General features: G+C 72.2%; 13 protein-coding genes and 1 pseudogene. 6 read left to right on the top strand and 8 right to left on the bottom strand.

What is annotated here, in order from left to right:
- The 4 genes from ACZ4Z4_RS31585 to ACZ4Z4_RS31570 are packed head-to-tail and all read left to right on the top strand — an operon-like array spanning position 1 to position 4,999.
- Complete coding sequence (locus tag ACZ4Z4_RS31585) at positions 1–840, top strand: DUF6807 domain-containing protein (RefSeq protein WP_468334896.1); 840 nt, start codon at positions 1–3, stop codon at positions 838–840.
- Entirely contained in the window at positions 837–2,375 is a 1,539-nt protein-coding gene (locus tag ACZ4Z4_RS31580; RefSeq protein ID WP_468334893.1) for a glycoside hydrolase family 43 protein, read from the top strand. The genes ACZ4Z4_RS31585 and ACZ4Z4_RS31580 overlap by 4 nt, the downstream gene beginning before the upstream one ends.
- Positions 2,376–2,390: 15 nt before the next feature.
- A complete protein-coding gene (locus tag ACZ4Z4_RS31575; protein ID WP_468334890.1) occupies positions 2,391–3,716 on the top strand; it encodes an ABC transporter substrate-binding protein in 1,326 nt (441 codons plus the stop codon).
- Positions 3,695–4,999: a pectate lyase family protein gene (locus tag ACZ4Z4_RS31570; RefSeq protein WP_468334887.1), complete on the top strand. Its 1,305-nt coding sequence runs from the start codon at positions 3,695–3,697 to the stop codon at positions 4,997–4,999. The genes ACZ4Z4_RS31575 and ACZ4Z4_RS31570 overlap by 22 nt, the downstream gene beginning before the upstream one ends.
- 13 nt (positions 5,000–5,012) lie before the next feature.
- Here ACZ4Z4_RS31570 and ACZ4Z4_RS31565 read toward each other — a convergent pair whose 3' ends face one another.
- The 5 genes and pseudogenes from ACZ4Z4_RS31565 to ACZ4Z4_RS31545 form a co-directional block, all read right to left on the bottom strand.
- A complete protein-coding gene (locus tag ACZ4Z4_RS31565; RefSeq protein WP_468334884.1) occupies positions 5,013–5,396 on the bottom strand; it encodes a VOC family protein in 384 nt (127 codons plus the stop codon).
- Between the two features lie 19 nt (positions 5,397–5,415).
- Positions 5,416–6,306: a GNAT family N-acetyltransferase gene (locus ACZ4Z4_RS31560; RefSeq protein ID WP_468334881.1), complete on the bottom strand. Its 891-nt coding sequence runs from the start codon at positions 6,304–6,306 to the stop codon at positions 5,416–5,418.
- A gap of 17 nt (positions 6,307–6,323) precedes the next feature.
- Positions 6,324–7,436, bottom strand: coding sequence for an ABC transporter substrate-binding protein (locus ACZ4Z4_RS31555; RefSeq protein WP_468334878.1), 1,113 nt, complete (start codon positions 7,434–7,436; stop codon positions 6,324–6,326).
- 122 nt (positions 7,437–7,558) lie between these two features.
- On the bottom strand, positions 7,559–9,898 hold the full coding sequence (locus ACZ4Z4_RS31550) for a WD40/YVTN/BNR-like repeat-containing protein (RefSeq protein WP_468334876.1): 2,340 nt from the start codon (positions 9,896–9,898) through the stop codon (positions 7,559–7,561).
- A 91-nt stretch (positions 9,899–9,989) separates the two neighbouring features.
- Positions 9,990–11,870: pseudogene (locus tag ACZ4Z4_RS31545) on the bottom strand (glycoside hydrolase family 48 protein); the annotation flags it as partial.
- Between the two features lie 698 nt (positions 11,871–12,568).
- Between ACZ4Z4_RS31545 and ACZ4Z4_RS31540 the strand changes: the two are divergent.
- Positions 12,569–13,933 carry a glycoside hydrolase family 6 protein gene (locus tag ACZ4Z4_RS31540; protein WP_468334955.1) on the top strand — a complete coding sequence of 455 codons (1,365 nt, stop codon included), beginning with the start codon at positions 12,569–12,571 and terminating at the stop codon, positions 13,931–13,933.
- Between the two features lie 178 nt (positions 13,934–14,111).
- Positions 14,112–15,131, top strand: coding sequence for a LacI family DNA-binding transcriptional regulator (locus ACZ4Z4_RS31535; protein ID WP_468334873.1), 1,020 nt, complete (start codon positions 14,112–14,114; stop codon positions 15,129–15,131).
- Here the strand turns inward: ACZ4Z4_RS31535 and ACZ4Z4_RS31530 are convergent, their stop codons facing one another.
- The 3 genes from ACZ4Z4_RS31530 to ACZ4Z4_RS31520 are packed head-to-tail and all read right to left on the bottom strand — an operon-like array spanning position 15,132 to position 19,086.
- A complete protein-coding gene (locus ACZ4Z4_RS31530; protein WP_468334871.1) occupies positions 15,132–17,117 on the bottom strand; it encodes a beta-galactosidase in 1,986 nt (661 codons plus the stop codon).
- Positions 17,118–17,125: 8 nt separating this feature from the next.
- Positions 17,126–18,061, bottom strand: coding sequence for a carbohydrate ABC transporter permease (locus tag ACZ4Z4_RS31525; RefSeq protein WP_468334869.1), 936 nt, complete (start codon positions 18,059–18,061; stop codon positions 17,126–17,128).
- A complete protein-coding gene (locus ACZ4Z4_RS31520) occupies positions 18,058–19,086 on the bottom strand; it encodes an ABC transporter permease (RefSeq protein WP_468334866.1) in 1,029 nt (342 codons plus the stop codon). The genes ACZ4Z4_RS31525 and ACZ4Z4_RS31520 overlap by 4 nt, the downstream gene beginning before the upstream one ends.
- Between the last annotated feature and the right edge of the window lies 1 nt (position 19,087).

The following is a 19,087-nucleotide window of genomic DNA, read 5'->3' as shown; positions in this document are numbered from 1 at the left end:
ATGAACCATTCCCTCGTCCTGCGCTGCGCGGGACGGCCCGTCGGCCGCTACGCCTACCGGCCGGAGCCGGCCCCGCACCTGTCCCCGCGCCCCTACCTGCACCCCGTCACCACCCTCGCCGGCACCCCGGTCAGCGCAGCGCGCCCCGCCGACCACCCGCACCACCTCGGCGTCGGCGTGGCCGTCCCCGACGTGGCGGGCCGCAACTTCTGGGGCGGCCGCACCTTCGTACGGGACCGCGGCCCCGTCGACCTCGACAACCACGGAGTCCAGCGCCACCAGGGGTTCAAACTCCACGACCCCGACGGCTTCGTGGAGGACCTGACCTGGTCGGCCGGGCCGGAGGTGCTGCTGAGCGAGCGCCGCACCGTCGCCGCCGTCGAACTGACCGCCACGGCCTGGGCACTGGACTTCACCTTCTCCCTCACCAACGCCACCGGCGCGGAGCTCTCCCTCGGCAGCCCCGCCACCAACGGCCGCCCCGGCGCCGGATACGGCGGCTTCTTCTGGCGCGCCCCCAAGGAGTCCGCGCCCCCGCGCGTGTTCACCGCGGACACCGACGGCGAGGCGGCGGGGCACACCGCCCGCGCGGACTGGCTCGCCCTGTCCGGCGACGGCTGGACCCTGGTGTTCGCCGGGGCCACCGCGACCACCCGCCACGACCCGTGGTTCGTGCGCGCCGCCGAGTACCCCGGCGTCGGCTCCTCCCTCGCCGCCGAAACCCGGCTGACGGTCGCGCCGGGCGACACCGTCGTACGCCGCGTGGTGACCGTCGTCGCCGACGGCGCCCCGGACCGCGACGAGGCAGCGGCCCTTGTGCGCAAGGCGGTGACGGCGTGAACGCACCCGGACCGGGCCGGGCCACCGGGGACCTCGGCGACGGCACCTACCGCAACCCCGTGCTCGCCGCCGACTGGTCCGACCCCGACGTGCTGCGCGTCGGCGACGACTTCTACCTCACCGCGTCCAGCTTCGGCCGGGCCCCCGGCCTTCCCCTGCTGCACTCGCGCGACCTGGTCAACTGGACGCTGATCGGGCACGCCGTCGAGCGCCTCGAACCCGCGGAGGCCTTCGCCGTGCCCCGGCACGACTGCGGGATCTGGGCGCCGGCCCTGCGCCACCACGGCGGGCGGTTCTGGATCTTCTGGGGCGACCCCGACCACGGCGTCTTCCAGGTCAACGCCCCCGCCATCCGCGGCCCCTGGACCCGGCCGCACCTCCTCAAACCCGGCAAGGGCCTCATCGACGCGTGCCCCCTGTGGGACGAGGAGACCGGCACCGCCCACCTCGTGCACGCCTGGGCCACGTCGCGGTCCGGCGTGAAGAACCGCATCACGGGGCACCTCATGAGCGCCGACGGCCGCGAACTCCTCGACGAGGGCCGGACGCTGATCGACGGCGACCGGATCCCCGGCTGGTTCACCCTCGAAGGGCCCAAGATCCACCGGCACGACGGCTGGTTCTGGATTTTCGCCCCGGCCGGCGGGGTCGCCACCGGCTGGCAGGGCGCCTTCCGCGCCCGCCGCTTCCACGGCCCCTACGAGGAACGCATCGTGCTCCAGCAGGGCGGCACCGACGTCAACGGGCCGCACCAGGGCGGCTGGGTGCGCACCGCGCGCGGCGAGGACTGGTTCCTCCACTTCCAGCAGCGCGGCGCGTACGGGCGCGTCGTCCACCTCCAGCCGATGCGCTGGGACGCCGAAGGGTGGCCGGCGCTCGGCGCCGACGGGACCCCCGTCGACGTACACAGGAAGCCGCTGCTCCCCGAGCAGCCCCGGTCCGCGCCCGCCACCGACGACGACTTCCCCGGCGGGCGCCACGGACGGCAGTGGCAGTGGACCGCCAACCCCCGCCCCGGATGGGCCACTTCGCACTCCGGGGACGGGCTGCGACTGGCGTGTGTGCGCACCCCGCAGGCGGACGACCCGCGCACCCTGCCGCACGTCCTCACCCAGCGCCTCCCGCTCGCGCCGTGCGCCGCGCAGGTCCGGCTGGGTCTGGCCGCGCGGGCGCCGGGCGCGAGGGCCGGCCTCGCGGTGCTCGGCGACGCGTACTCCTGGATCGGCCTGGAGCGGGACACCGACGGCACGGTCCTGCTCGTGCACCGGTTCGCCGAGCGGGGCGGCCCGGAGCGCGACGCCGAGCGCCCGCGGCCGGCGCCGGACGGCACGGCGCGGCTCCGCGTCGAGGTCGGCGGGGGCGCCCGCTGCCGCTTTTACGCAGACACGGGCGACGGATTCCGCGCCTCGGGCCCCGTCTTCGCCGCCACCCCCTGGAACTGGGTCGGCGCCCTGCTCGGCCTGTTCGCCGCCGCGCCCACCGGCGCGGGACCCGCCGGTACCGCCCTGTTCACGTACTTCCGGATCGTTCACTGAAGAAGAGAGCCGACGATGAACACGAGAACGAGCACGACCGCCGTCGCCCTGACCGCCGTCCTCGCCCTGACCGCCACCGCCTGCGGCGACGACGGGAGCGGCGCGGCGGGGGAGAGCGGCGGTGAGGGCTCCGGCAAGGGGCAGATCACCTTCTGGGACAACAACACCGCCGTCCGGCACGACATCTGGCAGGAGATCATCGAGGACTTCGAGAAGGCCAACCCGGACATCGACGTCAAGTACGTCGGGGTGCCCGCGGAGAGCGTCCAGTCCAAGTACGACACCGCCATCCAGGGCGGCGGCCTGCCCGACGTCGGCGGTGTCGGCGCCGCCATGCTCGCCGGGATCGCCGCGCAGGACGCCCTGGAGCCGCTGGACAAGCGCCTCGACGGCAGCGCGCTGAAGGGCAGGCTGAACACGGGCATGGTGGACAGCGTCCGTGCGGCCGGGGGCGGCGGCCGCCTGTACACGGTGCCGACCTCCGCCAGCAACGGCGTCCTCTACTACCGCACCGACCTGTTCGAGGCGGCCGGCCTCGACGCGCCCACCACCTGGTCCAAGTTCTACGAGGCGGCCCGGAAACTCACCGACCAGAAGTCCAACCGCTTCGGCTACACCATCCGCGGCGGCGAGGGCTCCATCGCGCAGGCGCTCGACGCGATGTACGGCCAGTCGGGCATCGGCTCCTTCTGGGACGGCGACGAGACCACCGTCAACCACCCCAAGAACGTCGCCGCGCTGAAGAAGTACGCCGCCCTCTACAAGAAGGCCACGCCCTCCGCCGACCTCAACAACGACTTCACCAAGATGAACGCGCAGTGGGACAACGGGCAGATCGGCATGCTCAGCCACAACCTCGGCTCCTACGCGGACCACGTGAAGGCGCTCGGCAAGGACAAGTTCCGCGGTCTGCCCAACCCGACGACCGACGCGGGGGTCCGCGTCCAGGTCTCCAACCCGGTCGACGGCCTCGGCCTCTTCAAGTCGAGCAAGCGGAAGAAGGCCGCCTGGAAGTTCATCGAGTTCGCCGCCTCGCACGCCTCCAACAGCAAGTGGAACGAGTCGGCCGGCGCCATCCCCGCCAACACCGAGGCCGCCAAGGACGGCTGGGTGAAGAAGGCGGAGCCGACCAAGCTCGCGGCCGCCGCCCTCAACGACGGCTCCACGAAGATCGTGCAGCTGCCGTACCACCTGCCGGACTGGAACACCATCAGCAAGGCGGAGAACGAGCCCGACTTCCAGAAGGTGCTGCTCGGCAAGATGTCCGCGAAGGACTTCCTCGACAGCCTCGCCGAGCAGCTCAACAAGGCGCAGGCCGAGTGGCAGGAGCAGAACCGGTGACGGCGGCGGGTCCCTGCCGGGTCCTCCTCGCATGCTGCACCGCGCTCGTCCTCGCGGCCACCGCCGCCGGCACCACGGCGCAGGCCGCCGCGCCCGCGCGCCACGTCCTGCCGCCGCACGACGGCTGGGCGTCGGCGGACGGCGGCACCACCGGCGGCGCGGGCGCCGACGCCGCGCACACCTTCACGGTCACCACCTGGGAGGAGTTCCGGGCGGCGCTGGCCGCGGGCGGCGACGCCCCCAGGATCATCAAGGTCAAGGGCGTCCTGCGCGCCGACGCGGCGGACTGCGGGACGTTCGAGGCCGAGGGGTACGACTTCGCGCGGTACCTCGCCGCCTACGACCCCGCCGTGTGGGGCAGGGACCGGCCGGTCAGCGGCGAACAGGAGGAGCTGCGCGCCGCGTCGGCCGCCCGGCAGGCCGCGGCCGTCACGGCGTACATCCCCTCCGGCACGACCGTCGTCGGCGTGGGCCGGAAGGCGGGGATCACCGGCGGCAGCCTCCGGATCGAGGACGCCGACGACGTCGTCGTCCGCAACCTCACCCTGGAGAGCCCGCTGGACTGCTTCCCGCAGTGGGACCCCACGGACGGCGCCACCGGGGCGTGGAACTCCGAGTACGACAGCGCGGTCGTGCACCATTCGACGCACGTGTGGCTGGACCACAACACGTTCACCGACGGCGCCCACCCCGACAGCACGCTGCCGTCCTACTTCGGAGAGCTGTACCAGCGGCACGACGGCGAACTCGACATCGTGCGCGGCGCGGACCTCGTCACCGTCTCCTGGAACGTCTTCGCCGACCACGACAAGACCCTCATGATCGGCAACAGTGACGGCGCGGGCGACACCGACCGCGGCAAGCTCCGCGTCACCCTGCACCACAACGTCTTCCGGAACGTCGTCGAGCGGGCCCCGCGCGTCCGCTTCGGCAAGGTCGACGTCTACAACAACCACTTCGTGGCCCCGGCGAGCGGCTACCAGTACAGCTTCGGCATCGGCGCCGAGTCCCGGCTCGTGGCCGAGGCCAACGCCTTCACCCTGCCCGCCGGGGTCGGCGCGGGACGCGTGCTCAAGAAGTGGAAGGAGGCACCGGTCACCGCCGTCGGCAACCGCGTCAACGGCAGGACCGTCGACCTGATCGCCGCCCACAACGCACGGTTCCCGGCGGATCCCCTGCGGTCCGGTGCGGGCTGGACCCCCACCCTGCGGACCGGCGTCGACGACGCGCGGCGCGTGCCGCACGTCGTCGGCCGGCACGCGGGCGCGGGCCGGCTCCGCTGACGCCCGGCCCCGGTCAGACGGGCTGGATCCGGGCGCGCAGCAGGCAGAATTCGTTGCCCTCCGGGTCGGTCAGGACGTGCCAGTCCTCGTCGCCTGTCTGACCCACGTCGGCGGGCTTCGCACCGAGCGCGAGCAGCCGCTCCAACTCCGCGTCCTGATCGCGGTCGGTGGCGTTGACGTCGATGTGCAGCGGGAGCTTCCCGGGCCGCGGGGCGCCGCCGGGGCTGAGGATCAGGGTGGGCTGCGGGCCGCCGAACCCGGTGCCGGGCGGCCCGATCTCGATGCTTCCGTCGTCCTCCCTGCCGATCTCGACGTACCCGAGGACCTCGCTCCAGAACGCGGCGAGCCGTTCGGGGTCGGCGACGTCGAGGACGATCTCACTGATGCGGCATGCCATGCGCGTCAGTGTACGGAGATCACCCGGAGCCGGGGGCCTGTTCGCGGGCGGGCCTGCGCCGGTCCCGGGTCTCCGGGAGCGCCTCGAAACCCGCCGACCGGTAGGTGGCGACGGCGCCCGTGTTGTCGCTCGGGGTGCCGACGACCGCGCTCGTCGCGCCCAGGTCCCGGAGCGCGGCCGCCGCGGCGAGCGTGATCGCCCGCCCGTGGCCGTGCCCCCGGTGCTCCGGGTGCACGCCCATCGGCTCCAGCAGTCCCGGCCTGCCCGGACCCGCCGACCACACCGTCACCGCCGCCACCGCGTCGCCCCGGCCGTCGTACGCGACCAGACACCGGGCGTCGGCGTACGGCACTCCGGCGGCCATCGTCCGCCAGCGCTCGTCCGTGAACGACGCACTGTCGAACGACGCCCGGTGCACGGCGGCCCGCACGTGCGCCCGTTCCGCTCCGATCACCTCGATCCGCACGCCAGGGTCCGGCACCGGCCCCGTGAGGTCGCGGCGCAGCGGGGTCCACGGCTCGTCGAGGTGCCAGCCGTACTCGCCGAGCAGTTCCAGGACGAGGGTGCCTCGTGGCGCCTCGACGTACGCCTTCTCCTCGACCAGCACACCGCACGCGGGCCGGGTCGCGTCCTCGGCCAGCCGCCGCGCCAGTTCCTCGTCGCGCACGGCGTCCGGCGCGACCGTCAGGCGCAGCAGCCGGGGTCCGTCCAGCAGTCCGACGGCGAGGATCCGGCCGTCCCCGCGCCACACCCGCAGCGCCGCGGCCGTCGCCGCCGCGCCGAACCGCCAGAACCAGCCCAGGTCGCCGGGGTGCAGCTGCATCGGAGCCCCGTCGTACTGCCACTTGCGCAGTACGTCCACGGCTTCGCGCAGCCCGTCGGCTCCCGGTGCCTCCCTCACGATCGCCATGTCTCGTCCGTCCTCTCTCAGCCGGTGTGCAGGATCCGGAAGCGCTCGGGCCGTGCCGGGTCCCGGTCGACGACCTGGACCGGCGGCCGGTCCCACTGCGGGACGGGGCTGCCCGGCGTGCGGGAGAAGCGGATCGTCCCGCGGGTGCCCTCGACCGTGACGCGGGGCCAGGCCGCGGGGGTGCGGGCCCGGTCCACGCCGTGGGAGCGCAGCACGTCCGCGAGGACGGCGACCGTGTCGTAGCCCTCGAAGGCGACGAAGGAGGGCGCTTCGCCCAGTTGCTCGCGGAGGGCCGTCCCGACGCGCGCGCCGAGCGGTGTGAGGTGCTCGGGCAGGTAGCGCAGGAACGGCACGGCGGCGCCGTCGGCGCCCAGCTCGGCCGCCCACTCGGCGAACTCCGGCTGCCCGGCGGGGGCGCCGAGCGTGAGTCCGGTGAGCCGCTGGTCGCGGCGGACGGCGCGGACGACCGACATGGCCGGTTCCGGGTGGCCGAGGAGCAGGAGGAGGGCTGTCGCCTGCCCGGCGGCGAGCGTGTCGCACACGTCGGCGGGGGTGAGCGCGCTCATGTCGAGTTCGGCGACGGAGCCGCCGTGCGGCGCGAGGCGGTCGCGCAGGATGCGGGTGCCTGCGGCCCAGTACAGGCTCGGCTGGGCCGCCACGGCGATACGGCGGTGGCCCGCGCCGAGGAGGAAGTCGGCGTAGACCTGCCAGCCGCGGGACTGCGGCGGGGGCAGCCGCGCGACCCACTCCGTCGGCCGGTCGGTGAGCGCGTCGAGCACCGCGGACGAGCAGAGGTACGGCAGGCCGAGCGCGTCGGCGGCGGTGGCGGCGGCGCGAGCGACGACGCTGTGGTACTCCCCGGCCAGGGCGGCCGCGCCCATACCGGCCAGCTCCGCCACGGCCGCCTCGGCCCGCCGCGGATCGGCGGCGGTGTCCCGGACCACCAGTTCGAGCGGCCTGCCGGTGATCCCGCCGGTGTCGTTGACGTCGCGGACGGCCAGTTCGAGTCCGGCCAGCAGATGCCGGCCCGCCGGGGTCCAGCCGGGCCGCGTCAGCGGCGCGAGAGCGCCGATCCGGACGGCCGACGCGTCGGTCCGCCCCGCTGCGGGCGGCGGTGGCGGCGTACTCATGTGGGGCGCTCCCGGGGGCCGACACGATCGCGGAGCGGCCCCGGATCGCGGAGTGGACGTCAGAGGCGCCGAGAGTAACCGAATCGAACTCGGCTGCTCCCGGCGCCCCTTGCGCGTCGTCCCTACGCCATGTCGCCGTAGATGACGCCCCGGCCGTTCGTCGCCACGTAGACCCGGCCGAAGACGTTGGGGTCACCGGTGATCGCCGCGCCGGTCCAACCCCACTGGTGGCGGTCGTCGTTGACCCGCACCCAGGTCGCTCCCGTGTCCGTGGAGCGGAAGATGCCGCGTACCCCGCCGATCTTCGCGCTGGTGTAGAGCGTCTGGTACGAGGCGCCGGGCGCCGCCTTGCCGAAGCCGATGGTGTCGGCCTCCTGGACTCCCTCGACCTTCTTGAACGTGGCGCCGGCGTCGGTGGAGTGCCAAAGCCCGTACGTGGCACCGGCCTTGCCGCCCGCCAGCCAGATGTCGCCCTTCCTGCCGGGCACGGCCTGGAACTTCACGGGACCTTCGGCGGGCAGTCCGGCCGCCGCCTTCGCGGTGAAGGTCGCCCCACCGTCCGAACTCGCATAGAAGGTGCCCGACTTGAAGCCGTAGAACGTCCTCGGGTCGGAGCGGTCCGCCTCGACGACGGCTCCCTGCGGGATGCCCTTCGACGCCGTCCACGACGAGCCGGGCCCGGCCGCCGTGTGCACGCCCGCGCCGTCCGGGCTCCACACGAAGCGGCTGCCGTCGGCCGCCGCGGCGACCGTGCCGCCGCCCGTGACACCGGCGGGCTCCCGCCCGGCGGACCAGTGGGCGCCGTTGTCCGTGGAGAAGCCGATGCGCGGCGCCGCGTCGGCGTTGCCGACCCGCACCACCGTGTCCGGGTCCGACGCGGCGTAGTCGAGGCTGGTCGTGGTGGAGAGGTTCGGCTGGGTGTACATCAGGGACGGCACCTTGGACACGTCCGTGTGGCGGAAGCCGCCGATGTCGCCGAGCGCGCTGAACAGCGGCGCCCCGGACGGGGGAGCGGCGAGGTCGTTGACCGCTGTCTCCTCCAGACCCTTCACCATCGGCCTGACGGTGAACTTGCCGCCGTTCGCGTCCCATTGGGTGAGGTCGTCCGTGCCGTAGACGGTGGCTCCCGTGCCGTACATCATCCGGTCCGAGTCGAACGGGTCGATCTCCAGGGCCTCCGTCATCCAGCCGAGCTTGGGCGTCTGCTCGGGCGGAGCGGGGTGCGCGCCCCAGGAGAGCCACGGCACGGACGAGATGTCCATCGTGTAGCGGTTCTCGCGGTTCGGGTACGACGTATATCCCCATGCCGACGTCCAGTTGGCGCCGCTGTCCGTGGAGCGGAAGATCTGCGTGTCCGGCCACCAGGAGCTGTAGCCGGTGACCATCACCGTGCCGGGGCGCTGCCGGTCGACGGTCAGTCCGCTGTAGCCGTAGGAGGTGTCGGCCTCGGCGGCCGGGCTGATGTTCTTCCACTCCCCGCTCTTCGTCGCGTACCGCCACACCTGGCCCTTGCCCCCGTCGTACGGGCCGCCCTTGTCGCTGTACGCGAGATACAGGTAGCCGTTCTCGGCATCGAGGACACCCTTGTGCGGCAGATAGCCGGTCGGCTGACCGCCGACCCGGGCCCAACTGACGCCCGCGTCCGTCGTCCTGTAGACGGAGTTCTGCTTGTCGGCGACCCCGACGTAGATGGTCCGCGTCCTGCCGCTGCCCTTGCCCGTCGACTCGTCGAAGGTCACCCAGACGACACCCTGGTTGTCCGAGGCGTAGCCACTGGGGTCGGCCGGGTTCTCCGCGTAGTTGCCCGGGTTGGGGAAGCTCGTGACCTGCCGCCAGGTGGCGCCCGAGTCCGTCGAGCGCCACAGGCCCTTGCCGCTCGGCGCGCCCAGGTACAGCACCCTGTTGTCGTGCGGGTCGACGGCGAGGCGCTCGCCCATGCCGCGCCCCGGCATGTTGCCGCCCAGCTTGAAGGGCAGGCCGGCCTTGCGCCAGGTCTCGCCCCGGTCCGCGGAGCGCAGCACGGCGCCGTTGCCGGGGTCCCAGTCGTTCGTGTACGTCCCGACGGCCGCGTACACCTTGTCGGGGTCGACGGAGTCGGAGGCGAGGCTCGCGACGCCGGTGTGCCCCCAGTCGTCCCAGCCGACCGAGTCGAGCAGCGGCTTCCAGGACCGGTTGGACTCCTGCCAGCGGTAGGCGCCGCCGATGTCGGTGCGGGCGTAGGCGAGGCCGGGTTCGGAGCGGTTGAAGACGATGCCGGGGACGAAGCCGCCCCCGTCGACGCGGACGTTCTTCCAGTCGTACGGCACGGCGGCGGGGGCGGACGCCGTGGCGCCGGGCACGTCCGCGTCCGCGGCCGTCACGGGACCGCCGGCCAGGAAGCCGACCAGGAGACCGAGGAGGGCCGGGAGCGTACGCGCTCTCCGACCACGGACGACAGGGGACCTGCGGGGAGCAAGGGGCATGGGGGTTCCCTTCACGAGGAGGACGGGACGAAGGGCCGGCCGGAACTCCCGGCGGGAGAACTCCGGCCGGCCCGTACACGGAGCGGCAGGGCTAGACGAGTAGCTCCGCGTACGCCCCGAGCGCCAGGGCGATGTCCGCCTGCGCCCAGAACCGGTGGTACGTGAAGGTGGGCACCGCGCCGCCCGCCAGGTACGCCTCGACCTTCGGCCAGTCGGGGTCCTTCTTGTAGAAGGAGCGGATGGAGAGGAACGTCGACGACGCGTTGACCGGGTCGCCGTTCGGCATCGTGCCGCTCCAGCCGTTCGGCACGTACACGGCGTCCTTGAAGCGGCTGAAGTCGGCCCGCTGCTCCGGCACCGCGATGCCCCGCGTGTCCCGGTGGTGCGTCCACATGCCGTCCAGGAGCGCCTTGGCGGTCCGCTTCGCCGCCGCGTGGCCGGACTTGGCGGCGTAGTACACGAGGGTGCGCGCGTAGGCCCCGGCGACGCCGACGTCGTTGGTGCGGTCCACGACCGTCACGTGCAGTCCGCTGTTGCGCCCGGGGTTCGACGGGTTCCAGGTGTCGGGTGCGCCGCTCCACCGCAGGGTCGAGGGGAACGAGTACGTGCCGTCGGCGGCGATCCTCGTCTCGGCCAGCGCCCAGGCCACCCACTTGTCGAGGACGGCCTTGGCGTCGGCCGCGCCCGTCTGGTGGTAGTACTCGGCGACTCGCTCCATCGACCACGCCTGGAAGCCGAACCACTGGTTGGACGGCGGGTCGTGGTAGACGGGCTTCTCGTCGTAGAACATGCCGTAGAAGGTGGGCGTGCCCGCGGGCGGCTGCGCGTACCTGCCCTGCCAGCTGTTGGTCGCGCCGCCCGCGATGGCGCCCTCGGCGGACTGGAGCCAGCGGTAGAACTCCAGCTGCCGGGTGAGGCTCTGGCGCCAGTCCGCCCTGCCGGTGGCCGACCTGGGCGCGAGCGCCGCGTACGAGCTCAGGGCGTACGCGGCCAGGGGGTTCTGGTAGCCGCCGTGGCTGTGGCTGCAACCGATGCGCCAGGCCCACCCCGCCGAGGTGTCCAGCGCGCCGCCCCACGCGTAGTACCAGGACAGCAGGTAGTGCGAGCTGTTCTTGCCGCTGCCGGGGGCGCAGCCCGACGGGCTCGTGCAGTCGCCTACCTTCTTGAAGTACTTGTCGAACAGGGCGTACCGGAGGTAGTCGCCCATCTTCGCGGCCTTGGCGACGGTCGCCGCCACCTGGCCGGCCCTGCCCTGCGCCGAGGCCCACTTGTGGGCCCAGTAGGCGGCCTGGACGGCGCGCGCGTCGGCGTCGGGCGCGTTGGTGAACTTCCACTGCTTCGCATAGGAGGAGTCACCGGTGAAGAGGTCCAGATAGCCGTTCCTGCCGCCGTAGGTGAAGGCGTCGCGGCAGGGCTGCGTGACCGTCTCCCACACCGACTCCTGCGCGCCGCGCTGGAAGGTGTTGATGTACGTCGGCGCGGTGCCGGAGCCGCCCAGGCCGTAGGTGTTGTCGACGTCCTGGAGCCAGTGCATGCCGTAGACGTCGTCGGTGCCGTACGCGCTCCTCAGCTCGGCCGCGAGCGGGTCGGAACCGGTGGCCACGGACGAATCGAGCCGGGCCGGGTACTGGGAGGGCTGATCCCATTCGGGAGCATAGGTGGCCGGTTTCGAGGGATTGTAGAAACTGTTCGTCGGCTGATCCGCGCGGGTCGGGATCATGAATTTCTCCATGGTTTCCCACGCCGCGTTGAAACGGCTCCAATCGCCCGTGACCTTGCCGTACATGGCCTGCAACCAGATCAGATAGCTGTATGCCTCGGACGTCGCCTCGTGGCCGTGGTCGGGGGCCTCGACGATGAGTGTCTCGACGGAGTGGTAGGGAATGCCCTCCGGCGAGAAATAGCCGTTCGCCGGATCGGTGATCTTCGCGTAGAGGTCGAGGAAACGCTGCTCGTACTCGTTGGCGGCGGCCCCGGCCTCGCCCGCGTGGGCCGTCTGACCTGCGGACGTCAGGGAGGTCGTGGCGGGGACGGCGACGGCGGCGGCGCCGATCGCGAGCAGGCGGCGTCGGCTGAGCGGGGGTCTGGACTCGTCGGGTCCTGGTGATCCGGGGAAGGCGCGCATGCGCTGGTCCCTCCTGTCGGTGCGTCGGGGGTGAGTTCCAAGAGGTGGGATCGGAGAACCAGTGGGAGCGCTCCCAAAGTCAACGTGTTGCAAGAACATGTCAAGGGAGTGCGCGTGTATCGGACCGTCGAATTCATTCGATGCCCGGCCTGTCGAATGAATTCGACAAGTAAATCTCCGAAGAATGCGCCAATCCATCTGGCCCCGGCGGCAACTCCCTGCTAGCTTCCGCGTTCAACAGTGGGAGCGATTCCGTTCAGTTGACCTCGAAATCGGCCGTGCCGACGCCGAGTTGACCCGTGCCGACACGCGGACCGCGGCAGACCGCCGTCCGCGCCACGGGCGCCAAGAACCTCATGGAGTGGTTCGACGACCGCGGGCTCTCGTACCTCGGCCGGCCCTGGCACGCCCGGGGCCGCTCATCGGGTCCGGCCCTGACCGGCTCCCGCGACGGCACCCCCACCCCGTCCGGCGTCGGGCCGCGCGACCGTCCGCGCGCCCTCGACACCCGACCCCACCCCACACCGAGAGGCACCGAACTCATCATGAGCCGCACACACCGCAGATCACGCACGCTCCTCCTCGCGCTCGCCACGGTGCTCGCCGTGAGCGGCGGCACCGCCGTCGCGCTCACCGGCGAGACGACGGCCGGCGCCACCGCTGCCGCCGCCCGCGTCGACAACCCCTACGCGGGTGTCAAGGGCTATGTGAACCCCGAGTGGAAGGCGAAGGCCGACGCCGAGCCGGGCGGCAGCCGGATCTCCAACCAGCCCACCGGCGTCTGGCTCGACCGGATCGCCGCGATCGAGGGCGCCAACGGCAAGATGGGCCTGCGCGCCCACCTCGACACGGCCGTCCGGCAGGGCGCCGGCGTCATCCAGCTGGTCATCTACAACCTGCCGGGCCGGGACTGCTCGGCACTCGCCTCCAACGGCGAGCTCGGCCCCACCGAGATCGACAAGTACAAGACGGCCTACATCGACCCGATCGCGCGGATCCTCGCCGACCCGAAGTACGCGAACCTCCGCATCGTCACGACCGTCGAGATCGACTCCCTGCCCAACCTCGTCACCAACACCGGCGGCCGCCCGACCGCGACCCCCCAGTGCGACGTGATGAAGGCCAACGGCAACTACGTGAAGGGCGTCGGCTACGCCCTGAACAAGCTCGGCGCCGTCCCGAACGTCTACAACTACGTCGACGCGGGCCACCACGGCTGGATCGGCTGGGACGACAACTTCGGCCCCTCCGCGCAGATCTTCCGCGAGGCCGCCACCGCCGAGGGCAGCACGCTCGACAAGGTGCACGGCTTCATCACCAACACCGCCAACTACAGCGCGCTGAAGGAGGAGAACTTCAGGATAGGCGACTCGGTCAACGGCAGGTCGGTCCGCGAGTCCAAGTGGGTCGACTGGAACCGCTACACCGACGAGCTCTCCTTCGCCCAGGCCTTCCGCAACCAGCTGGTGTCCACCGGCTTCCGGTCCGACATCGGCATGCTGATCGACACCTCCCGCAACGGCTGGGGCGGCACGGCACGGCCCACACAGCCGGGCCCGGCCACCGACGTGGACTCCTACGTCAACGGCGGCCGCTACGACCGCCGCGTCCACATCGGCAACTGGTGCAACCAGTCGGGCGCGGGCCTCGGCGAACGCCCGACGACCGCACCCGCCGCCGGCATCGACGCCTACGTGTGGATGAAGCCGCCGGGCGAGTCCGACGGCTCCAGCAAGGAGATCCCGAACGACGAGGGCAAGGGCTTCGACCGGATGTGCGACCCCACGTACAACGGGAACGCGCGCAACGGCTACAACAAGTCCGGCGCGCTGCCCGACGCCCCGGTCTCCGGGCACTGGTTCTCGGCACAGTTCCAGGAGCTCATGAGGAACGCGCACCCGAAGCTGTAGGGCGCGCGGCCGGCACCGGGTGAACCATCCAGAGGCCTGTCGAAGCGCTTCGACAGGCCTCTGGACAGGTCATGCCCGCCCCCATAGGGTCGGTGGGCGATCCGTATCGAAGCGGTTCACCGCCCAGCCGCCCAGGCAGCTCGGGCAGCTCAGGCAGCCCCAGTCGGAGGAGCACTCCATGGTCACCCTAGCCGAGGTAGCCAAGCACGCCGGGGTCTCGGCCAGCACGGTCAGCTACGTGCTCAGCGGCAAGCGCTCGATCTCCCGGGGCACCCGCGAACGCGTGGAGCGCAGCATCGAGCAGCTCGGCTACCACCCGAACGCGGGCGCCCGCGCCCTGGCCAGCGCCAAGTCGAACGTCATCGCGCTGATGATGCCGCTGCGCACCGACATGTACGTGCCGGTGATGATGGAGATCGCCCTCGCGGTCACCACGACGGCCCGGACCTACGGCTACGACGTCCTGCTCCTCACCGGCGCGGAGGGCCCTGCCGCGGTCCGCCGCGTCACCGGCAGCGGCATCGCCGACGCCATGATCCTGATGGACGTCGAACTCGACGACGAGCGGCTGCCGTTGCTGCGCGCGAGCGACCGGCCGGCCGTCCTCATCGGGCTGCCCGCCGACCCCGACGGACTCGCCTGTGTGGACCTCGACTTCGCGGCGACGGGCGCGCTGTGCGTCGAGCACCTGGGCGGGCTCGGCCACCGCGACATCGCCGTCATCGGCGAGGCGCCCGCCGTGTACGAACGCCACACCGGCTTCGCCGAGCGCACCCTCGACGGACTGCGCGCCCGCGCCCGCGAGCTGGACGTGCGGCTGCTGCACCGCCCCAGCGACGGCGGCTACGACGCGCTGGCGACGACGCTGGCCCGCATCTTCGACGAGCGCCCCGGCACCACCGGCTTCGTCGTCCAGAACGAGTCGGCCGTGGAACCCCTGCTCGCGCTCCTGCGCCAGCAGGGCCGCGCGGTCCCCGAGGACGTCTCGGTGGTGGCGATCTGCCCCGACCAGGTCGCGGTCGGGGCGTCCGTGCGGCTCACCTCGGTCTCGATCCCCGCGCAGGAGATGGGGCGCCGGGCGGTGGAGCGGACCGTCGCCAAGCTGGAGGCCCGCGGCACGGACGGCGTGGAACTCCTCGCCCCCGCACTCACGGTCAGGGCGAGCACGGGCCCCGTCCCGCACTTCGCACCGAGGTAGTCACACGGCGAGCGGCGCCTCGCGCAGGACGGCCACGCCGTACCGGCCGAGCATGACCGTGCCGTCGACCGGTTCGCCGGTGAGCAGGTCGCGGTGGCGGCCGGGCACGGGCACGGTCACCTCCGTGCGGCCGTGGTGCAGGAGGAAGAGCAGGTCACCGCGGCGTACGGCCTCGACTCCGTGGGGGAGGCCGGGGAGCGGAGGCCGTACGCCCGCTTCGGTGGCCGCGCGGACGAGGAGGCCGCGCAGGGCGTCGGGGGCGGGCAGCGTGGACACGTACCAGGCGCGGCCGTTGCGCAGCACCGCGGGCAGCCCGTCGAGCTCGCCGCCCCGGTATGCGGCGACTGTCTCGGCCGCGTCGTCGGCCGTCAGCTCCTCGGACCAGAGGGTGCCGGTGAACTCCCCGCAGTCCACGCTCTCGCCCGCGTCCAGTGGCCACCACTCGTGGAGGGTGCGGATGCCGAGCAGGGCGCGCAGCCGCGCGTCCATCCCGCCGGTCCGCACCCGGTCGTCCCCGTCGGCCACCCCTGTGAAGAAGCCGCAGACGAGCGTGCCTCCTGCGCGGACGTAGGCGATGAGGCCGTCGATCGCGGTGTCGGTGAGGAGGTAGAGGTGCGGCACGACGACCAGGCGGTACGCCGACAGGTCGTGTTCCGGGTGGGCGAAGTCGGCCGGGAGGTTCGCCTCCCACAGGGCGCGGTGCCAGGCGCGGAGGAGGTCCGCGTGGTCGAGCAGGGCGGAGGGGCGGCCGTCCTGCCGGCCCGCCCACCACGCCTCCCAGTCGTGCAGGATCGCCACCTCTGCGGTCACGCGTGAGCCCGAGACATCAGGCCCCAGGGCGCGCAGTTCGGCGCCGATCCGGCTGACCTCCTGGAAGGTGCGGCCCTCCTCGCCCGCGTGGCTCAGCATCCCCGAGTGGAACTTCTCCGCGCCCTGCCGGGACTGCCGCCACTGGAAGTAGCAGACGGCGTCGGCGCCGCGCGCCACGGCCTGCCAGGTCCAGAGCCGGTTGAGCCCGGCGGGCTTGGGGTGGTTGACGCCCCGCCAGTTGACGGGGCCCGCGGCCTGCTCCATCAGCATCCACGGCCCGCCGCCCGCCTGCGAGCGCGTCAGGTCCTGGACGAGTGCCCCGTACTGGCCGCCCAGCGGGTCCTTCGGGTCGGGGTACAGGTCCACCGACACGACGTCCTCCTCCGCCGCCCACTTCCAGCCGTCCTGGCCCTGCCAGAGCGGCATGAAGTTGGTGGTGACCGGCAGGTGCGGGGTGTGCGCGCGGACGATGTCGCGTTCGGCGGCGCAGCAGTCGAGGAGGGCGTCGGAGGTGAAGCGCTTGAAGTCGAGCACCTGCGTCGGGTTCTTCATGTAGTGGGCGCGGCGGGGCGGCAGGACCTCTTCCCAGGCGTCGTAGCTCTGCCCCCAGAAGGCAGTACCCCAGGCGGAGTTGAGAGCGGTCAGGCTGCCGTACCGCTCCCGGAGCCAGCGGCGGAACGCGGCCGCCGCCTCGTCGCCCCAGTCATACGTGCAGTATTCGTTGTTGATGTGCCACATGGTGAGCGCGGGGTGGTGCGCGTACCGGGCGGCCAGGTCCTCGGTGATGGCGGCCGCGTGGCGGCGGTAGGCGGCGCTGGAGTGCGCGAAGTGCTGGCGCGAGCCCCACCACTCGATGGTGCCGTCCTCGTCGCGCGGCAGTGTCTCGGGGTGCAGCCGGCCGAGCCAGGGCGGGGGAGCGGAGGTCGGGGTGGCGAGGACGACACCGATGCCGTGCTCGTGCATGAGGTCCATCAGCCGGTCCAGCCAGCCGAACTCACGCGCGCCGGGGCGGGGTTCGAGCTTCGCCCAGGAGAAGACGCCGAGGGTGACGGTGGTGACGCCGGCCTCCTTCATCAGCCGGACGTCGTCGTGCCAGACGCCCTCGGGCCACTGTTCGGGGTTGTAGTCGCCGCCGAAGAGGAGCCGGCCGCGCGTGACGTCCTGGAGGGAAGGCATCGGTGTGGTCACCCCTTCACGGCGCCGGTGAGCATGCCCTGCTTGAAGTGCCGCTGCACGAACGGCGAGAGGACGGCCACCGGGATCAGCGCGAGCACCATCACGGCCATCTGGATGGCGAGCGGCGACAGGTGGCCCGTGTTGATGGCCTGGCTCAGGCCGGTCGGCTTCTGCTGCTTGAGGACCAGCTGCTGCATGACGTTCTGCAACGGCAGCATGTCCGGGTCGCTGAGGTAGATCGACGCGTTGAACCACGCGCTCCAGTAGCCCACCGCGTAGAAGAGGGTGATCACCGCGAGCACCGCGCGCGACAGGGGCATGACGATCCGCCACAGGATGCGCAGGTCCCCGGCCCCGTCGATGCGGGCGCTCTCCACCAGCTCCTGCGCCGTGCCCATGAAGAACGCGCGCAGCACGAGGATGTTGAACACGTTCACGGCGCTCGGCAGGATCAGGGAGAGATAGGTGTCGGTGAGGCCGAGGCCCTGCACCACCAGGTAGGTGGGGATCAGTCCGGCGCCGAAGAACATCGTCGCGATGATGACCAGCAGGATCGGCCGGTGCAGCACGGACCCGGGCCGCGACAGGCCGTATGCGCACAGCACCGACACGACCATGCTGAACAGCGTGCCGACGACGGTGACGCCCACGCTGACCAGCGCGGCCCGCGACACCTGGCCGCCGCTGAGCAGCTCCTGGTAGTGGATGAGCGTGACGCCCCGCGGGACCACCACGAGGCCGCCCGTCTCGGTGATCGTCCGCACCGAGGAGAGGCTGGTGACGACCACCACCCACAGCGGGAAGAGCACGGCCAGGCAGACCAGCGTCAGGGTCACGCCCTTGGTGGCGAGCCCGGCCCGGGTCGGCGGCTCTTCCCACACCGGGCGCAGACCGGACCTGCTGCCCGGCTTGATGCCGAAGTTCGGTACGCCGAGGGAACTCACCGCTTGTACACCCCCTGCTCGCCCATGAGGTGGGCGGCCTTGTTGGCCCCGAGCACAAGCAGCAGCCCGAAGACGCCCTTCACGATGCCGATCGCGGCGCCGTAGCCGAAGTTGCCGTTGTCCAGGCCGGTGTTCCACACGTACGTGTCCAGGACCTCGGAGGCCGCGGCCCCGACCGCCGCGCGTTGCAGCAGGATCTGCTCGAAGCCGACCGTGAGCGCGTTGCCGACCTGGAGGACCAGGAGCAGGGCGACGACGGGACGCAGTGCGGGGAGCTGGATGTGCCACATGCGGCGCCAGCGGTTCGCGCCGTCCATCGCCGCGGCCTCGTACAGGTCGGGGCTGACGGCGGCGAGCGCGGCGAGGAAGACGATGACGCCCCAGCCCGCGTCCTTCCAGATCATCTCGAAGGTCAGCAGGAACTTGAACAGGCCGGGGTCGGTCATCAGGTCGAACCCGTCGTGGCCGTGGTCCCGCAGGACCTGCGCGACCAGGCCCGCCCCGCCGAACATCTGCTGGAAGACCGTGATGACGAGCACCCAGGAGAAGAAGTGCGGCAGGTACAGGATGGCCTGGGCCACCGCCCGTACGCGCGGGCGCACGAAGCTGTTGATGAACAGGGCGAGCGCGATCGGCACGGGGAAGAACAGCGTCAGCTGGATCGCGAAGATGGCGAGGGTGTTCCTGACCGCCTGCCAGAACAGCCGGTCGTCCACCATGTGCCGGAAGTGCTCGAAGCCGATCCACGGGCTCTGCGACATCGCCTGGAACGCGTTGTCCGCGATGTACGGGTCGTAGTCCTGGAACGCGACGACGTTGCCGAGCAGCGGGACGTAGGTGAAGACGAGGAGCAGCAGCAGGGCGGGCAGCACCATCAGGAGCAGGACGCGGTCGCGGCGCAGCCGGTGCCGGAGCGGGACGCGCGCCGGGGGCGCCCCGGGCGGCCGGGACGGGGGCTTCTTCGGCGGGGGAGCGGCCGCCCTGCCGGGGGCGGCGGGGCGCGCGTCCGTCGTACCGTGCGCCATG

This window comes from Streptomyces sp. NPDC030245 (genome assembly GCF_055572995.1).
The sequence above is the reverse complement of the archived record's forward strand: the minus strand, read 5'-3'. Positions and strand labels throughout refer to the sequence as shown.

What these genes read in the sequence shown, in the direction of transcription:
- ACZ4Z4_RS31535 (WP_468334873.1), top strand. Translation starts at nt 14,112, where the DNA reads ATGGTCACCCTAGCCGAGGTAGCCAAGCACGCCGGGGTCTCGGCCAGC.
- ACZ4Z4_RS31555 (WP_468334878.1), bottom strand. Translation starts at nt 7,436, where the DNA reads ATGAGTACGCCGCCACCGCCGCCCGCAGCGGGGCGGACCGACGCGTCG.
- ACZ4Z4_RS31565 (WP_468334884.1), bottom strand. Translation starts at nt 5,396, where the DNA reads ATGGCATGCCGCATCAGTGAGATCGTCCTCGACGTCGCCGACCCCGAA.
- ACZ4Z4_RS31575 (WP_468334890.1), top strand. Translation starts at nt 2,391, where the DNA reads ATGAACACGAGAACGAGCACGACCGCCGTCGCCCTGACCGCCGTCCTC.
- ACZ4Z4_RS31560 (WP_468334881.1), bottom strand. Translation starts at nt 6,306, where the DNA reads ATGGCGATCGTGAGGGAGGCACCGGGAGCCGACGGGCTGCGCGAAGCC.
- ACZ4Z4_RS31530 (WP_468334871.1), bottom strand. Translation starts at nt 17,117, where the DNA reads ATGCCTTCCCTCCAGGACGTCACGCGCGGCCGGCTCCTCTTCGGCGGC.
- ACZ4Z4_RS31540 (WP_468334955.1), top strand. Translation starts at nt 12,569, where the DNA reads ATGAGCCGCACACACCGCAGATCACGCACGCTCCTCCTCGCGCTCGCC.
- ACZ4Z4_RS31585 (WP_468334896.1), top strand. Translation starts at nt 1, where the DNA reads ATGAACCATTCCCTCGTCCTGCGCTGCGCGGGACGGCCCGTCGGCCGC.
- ACZ4Z4_RS31550 (WP_468334876.1), bottom strand. Translation starts at nt 9,898, where the DNA reads ATGCCCCTTGCTCCCCGCAGGTCCCCTGTCGTCCGTGGTCGGAGAGCG.
- ACZ4Z4_RS31520 (WP_468334866.1), bottom strand. Translation starts at nt 19,086, where the DNA reads ATGGCGCACGGTACGACGGACGCGCGCCCCGCCGCCCCCGGCAGGGCG.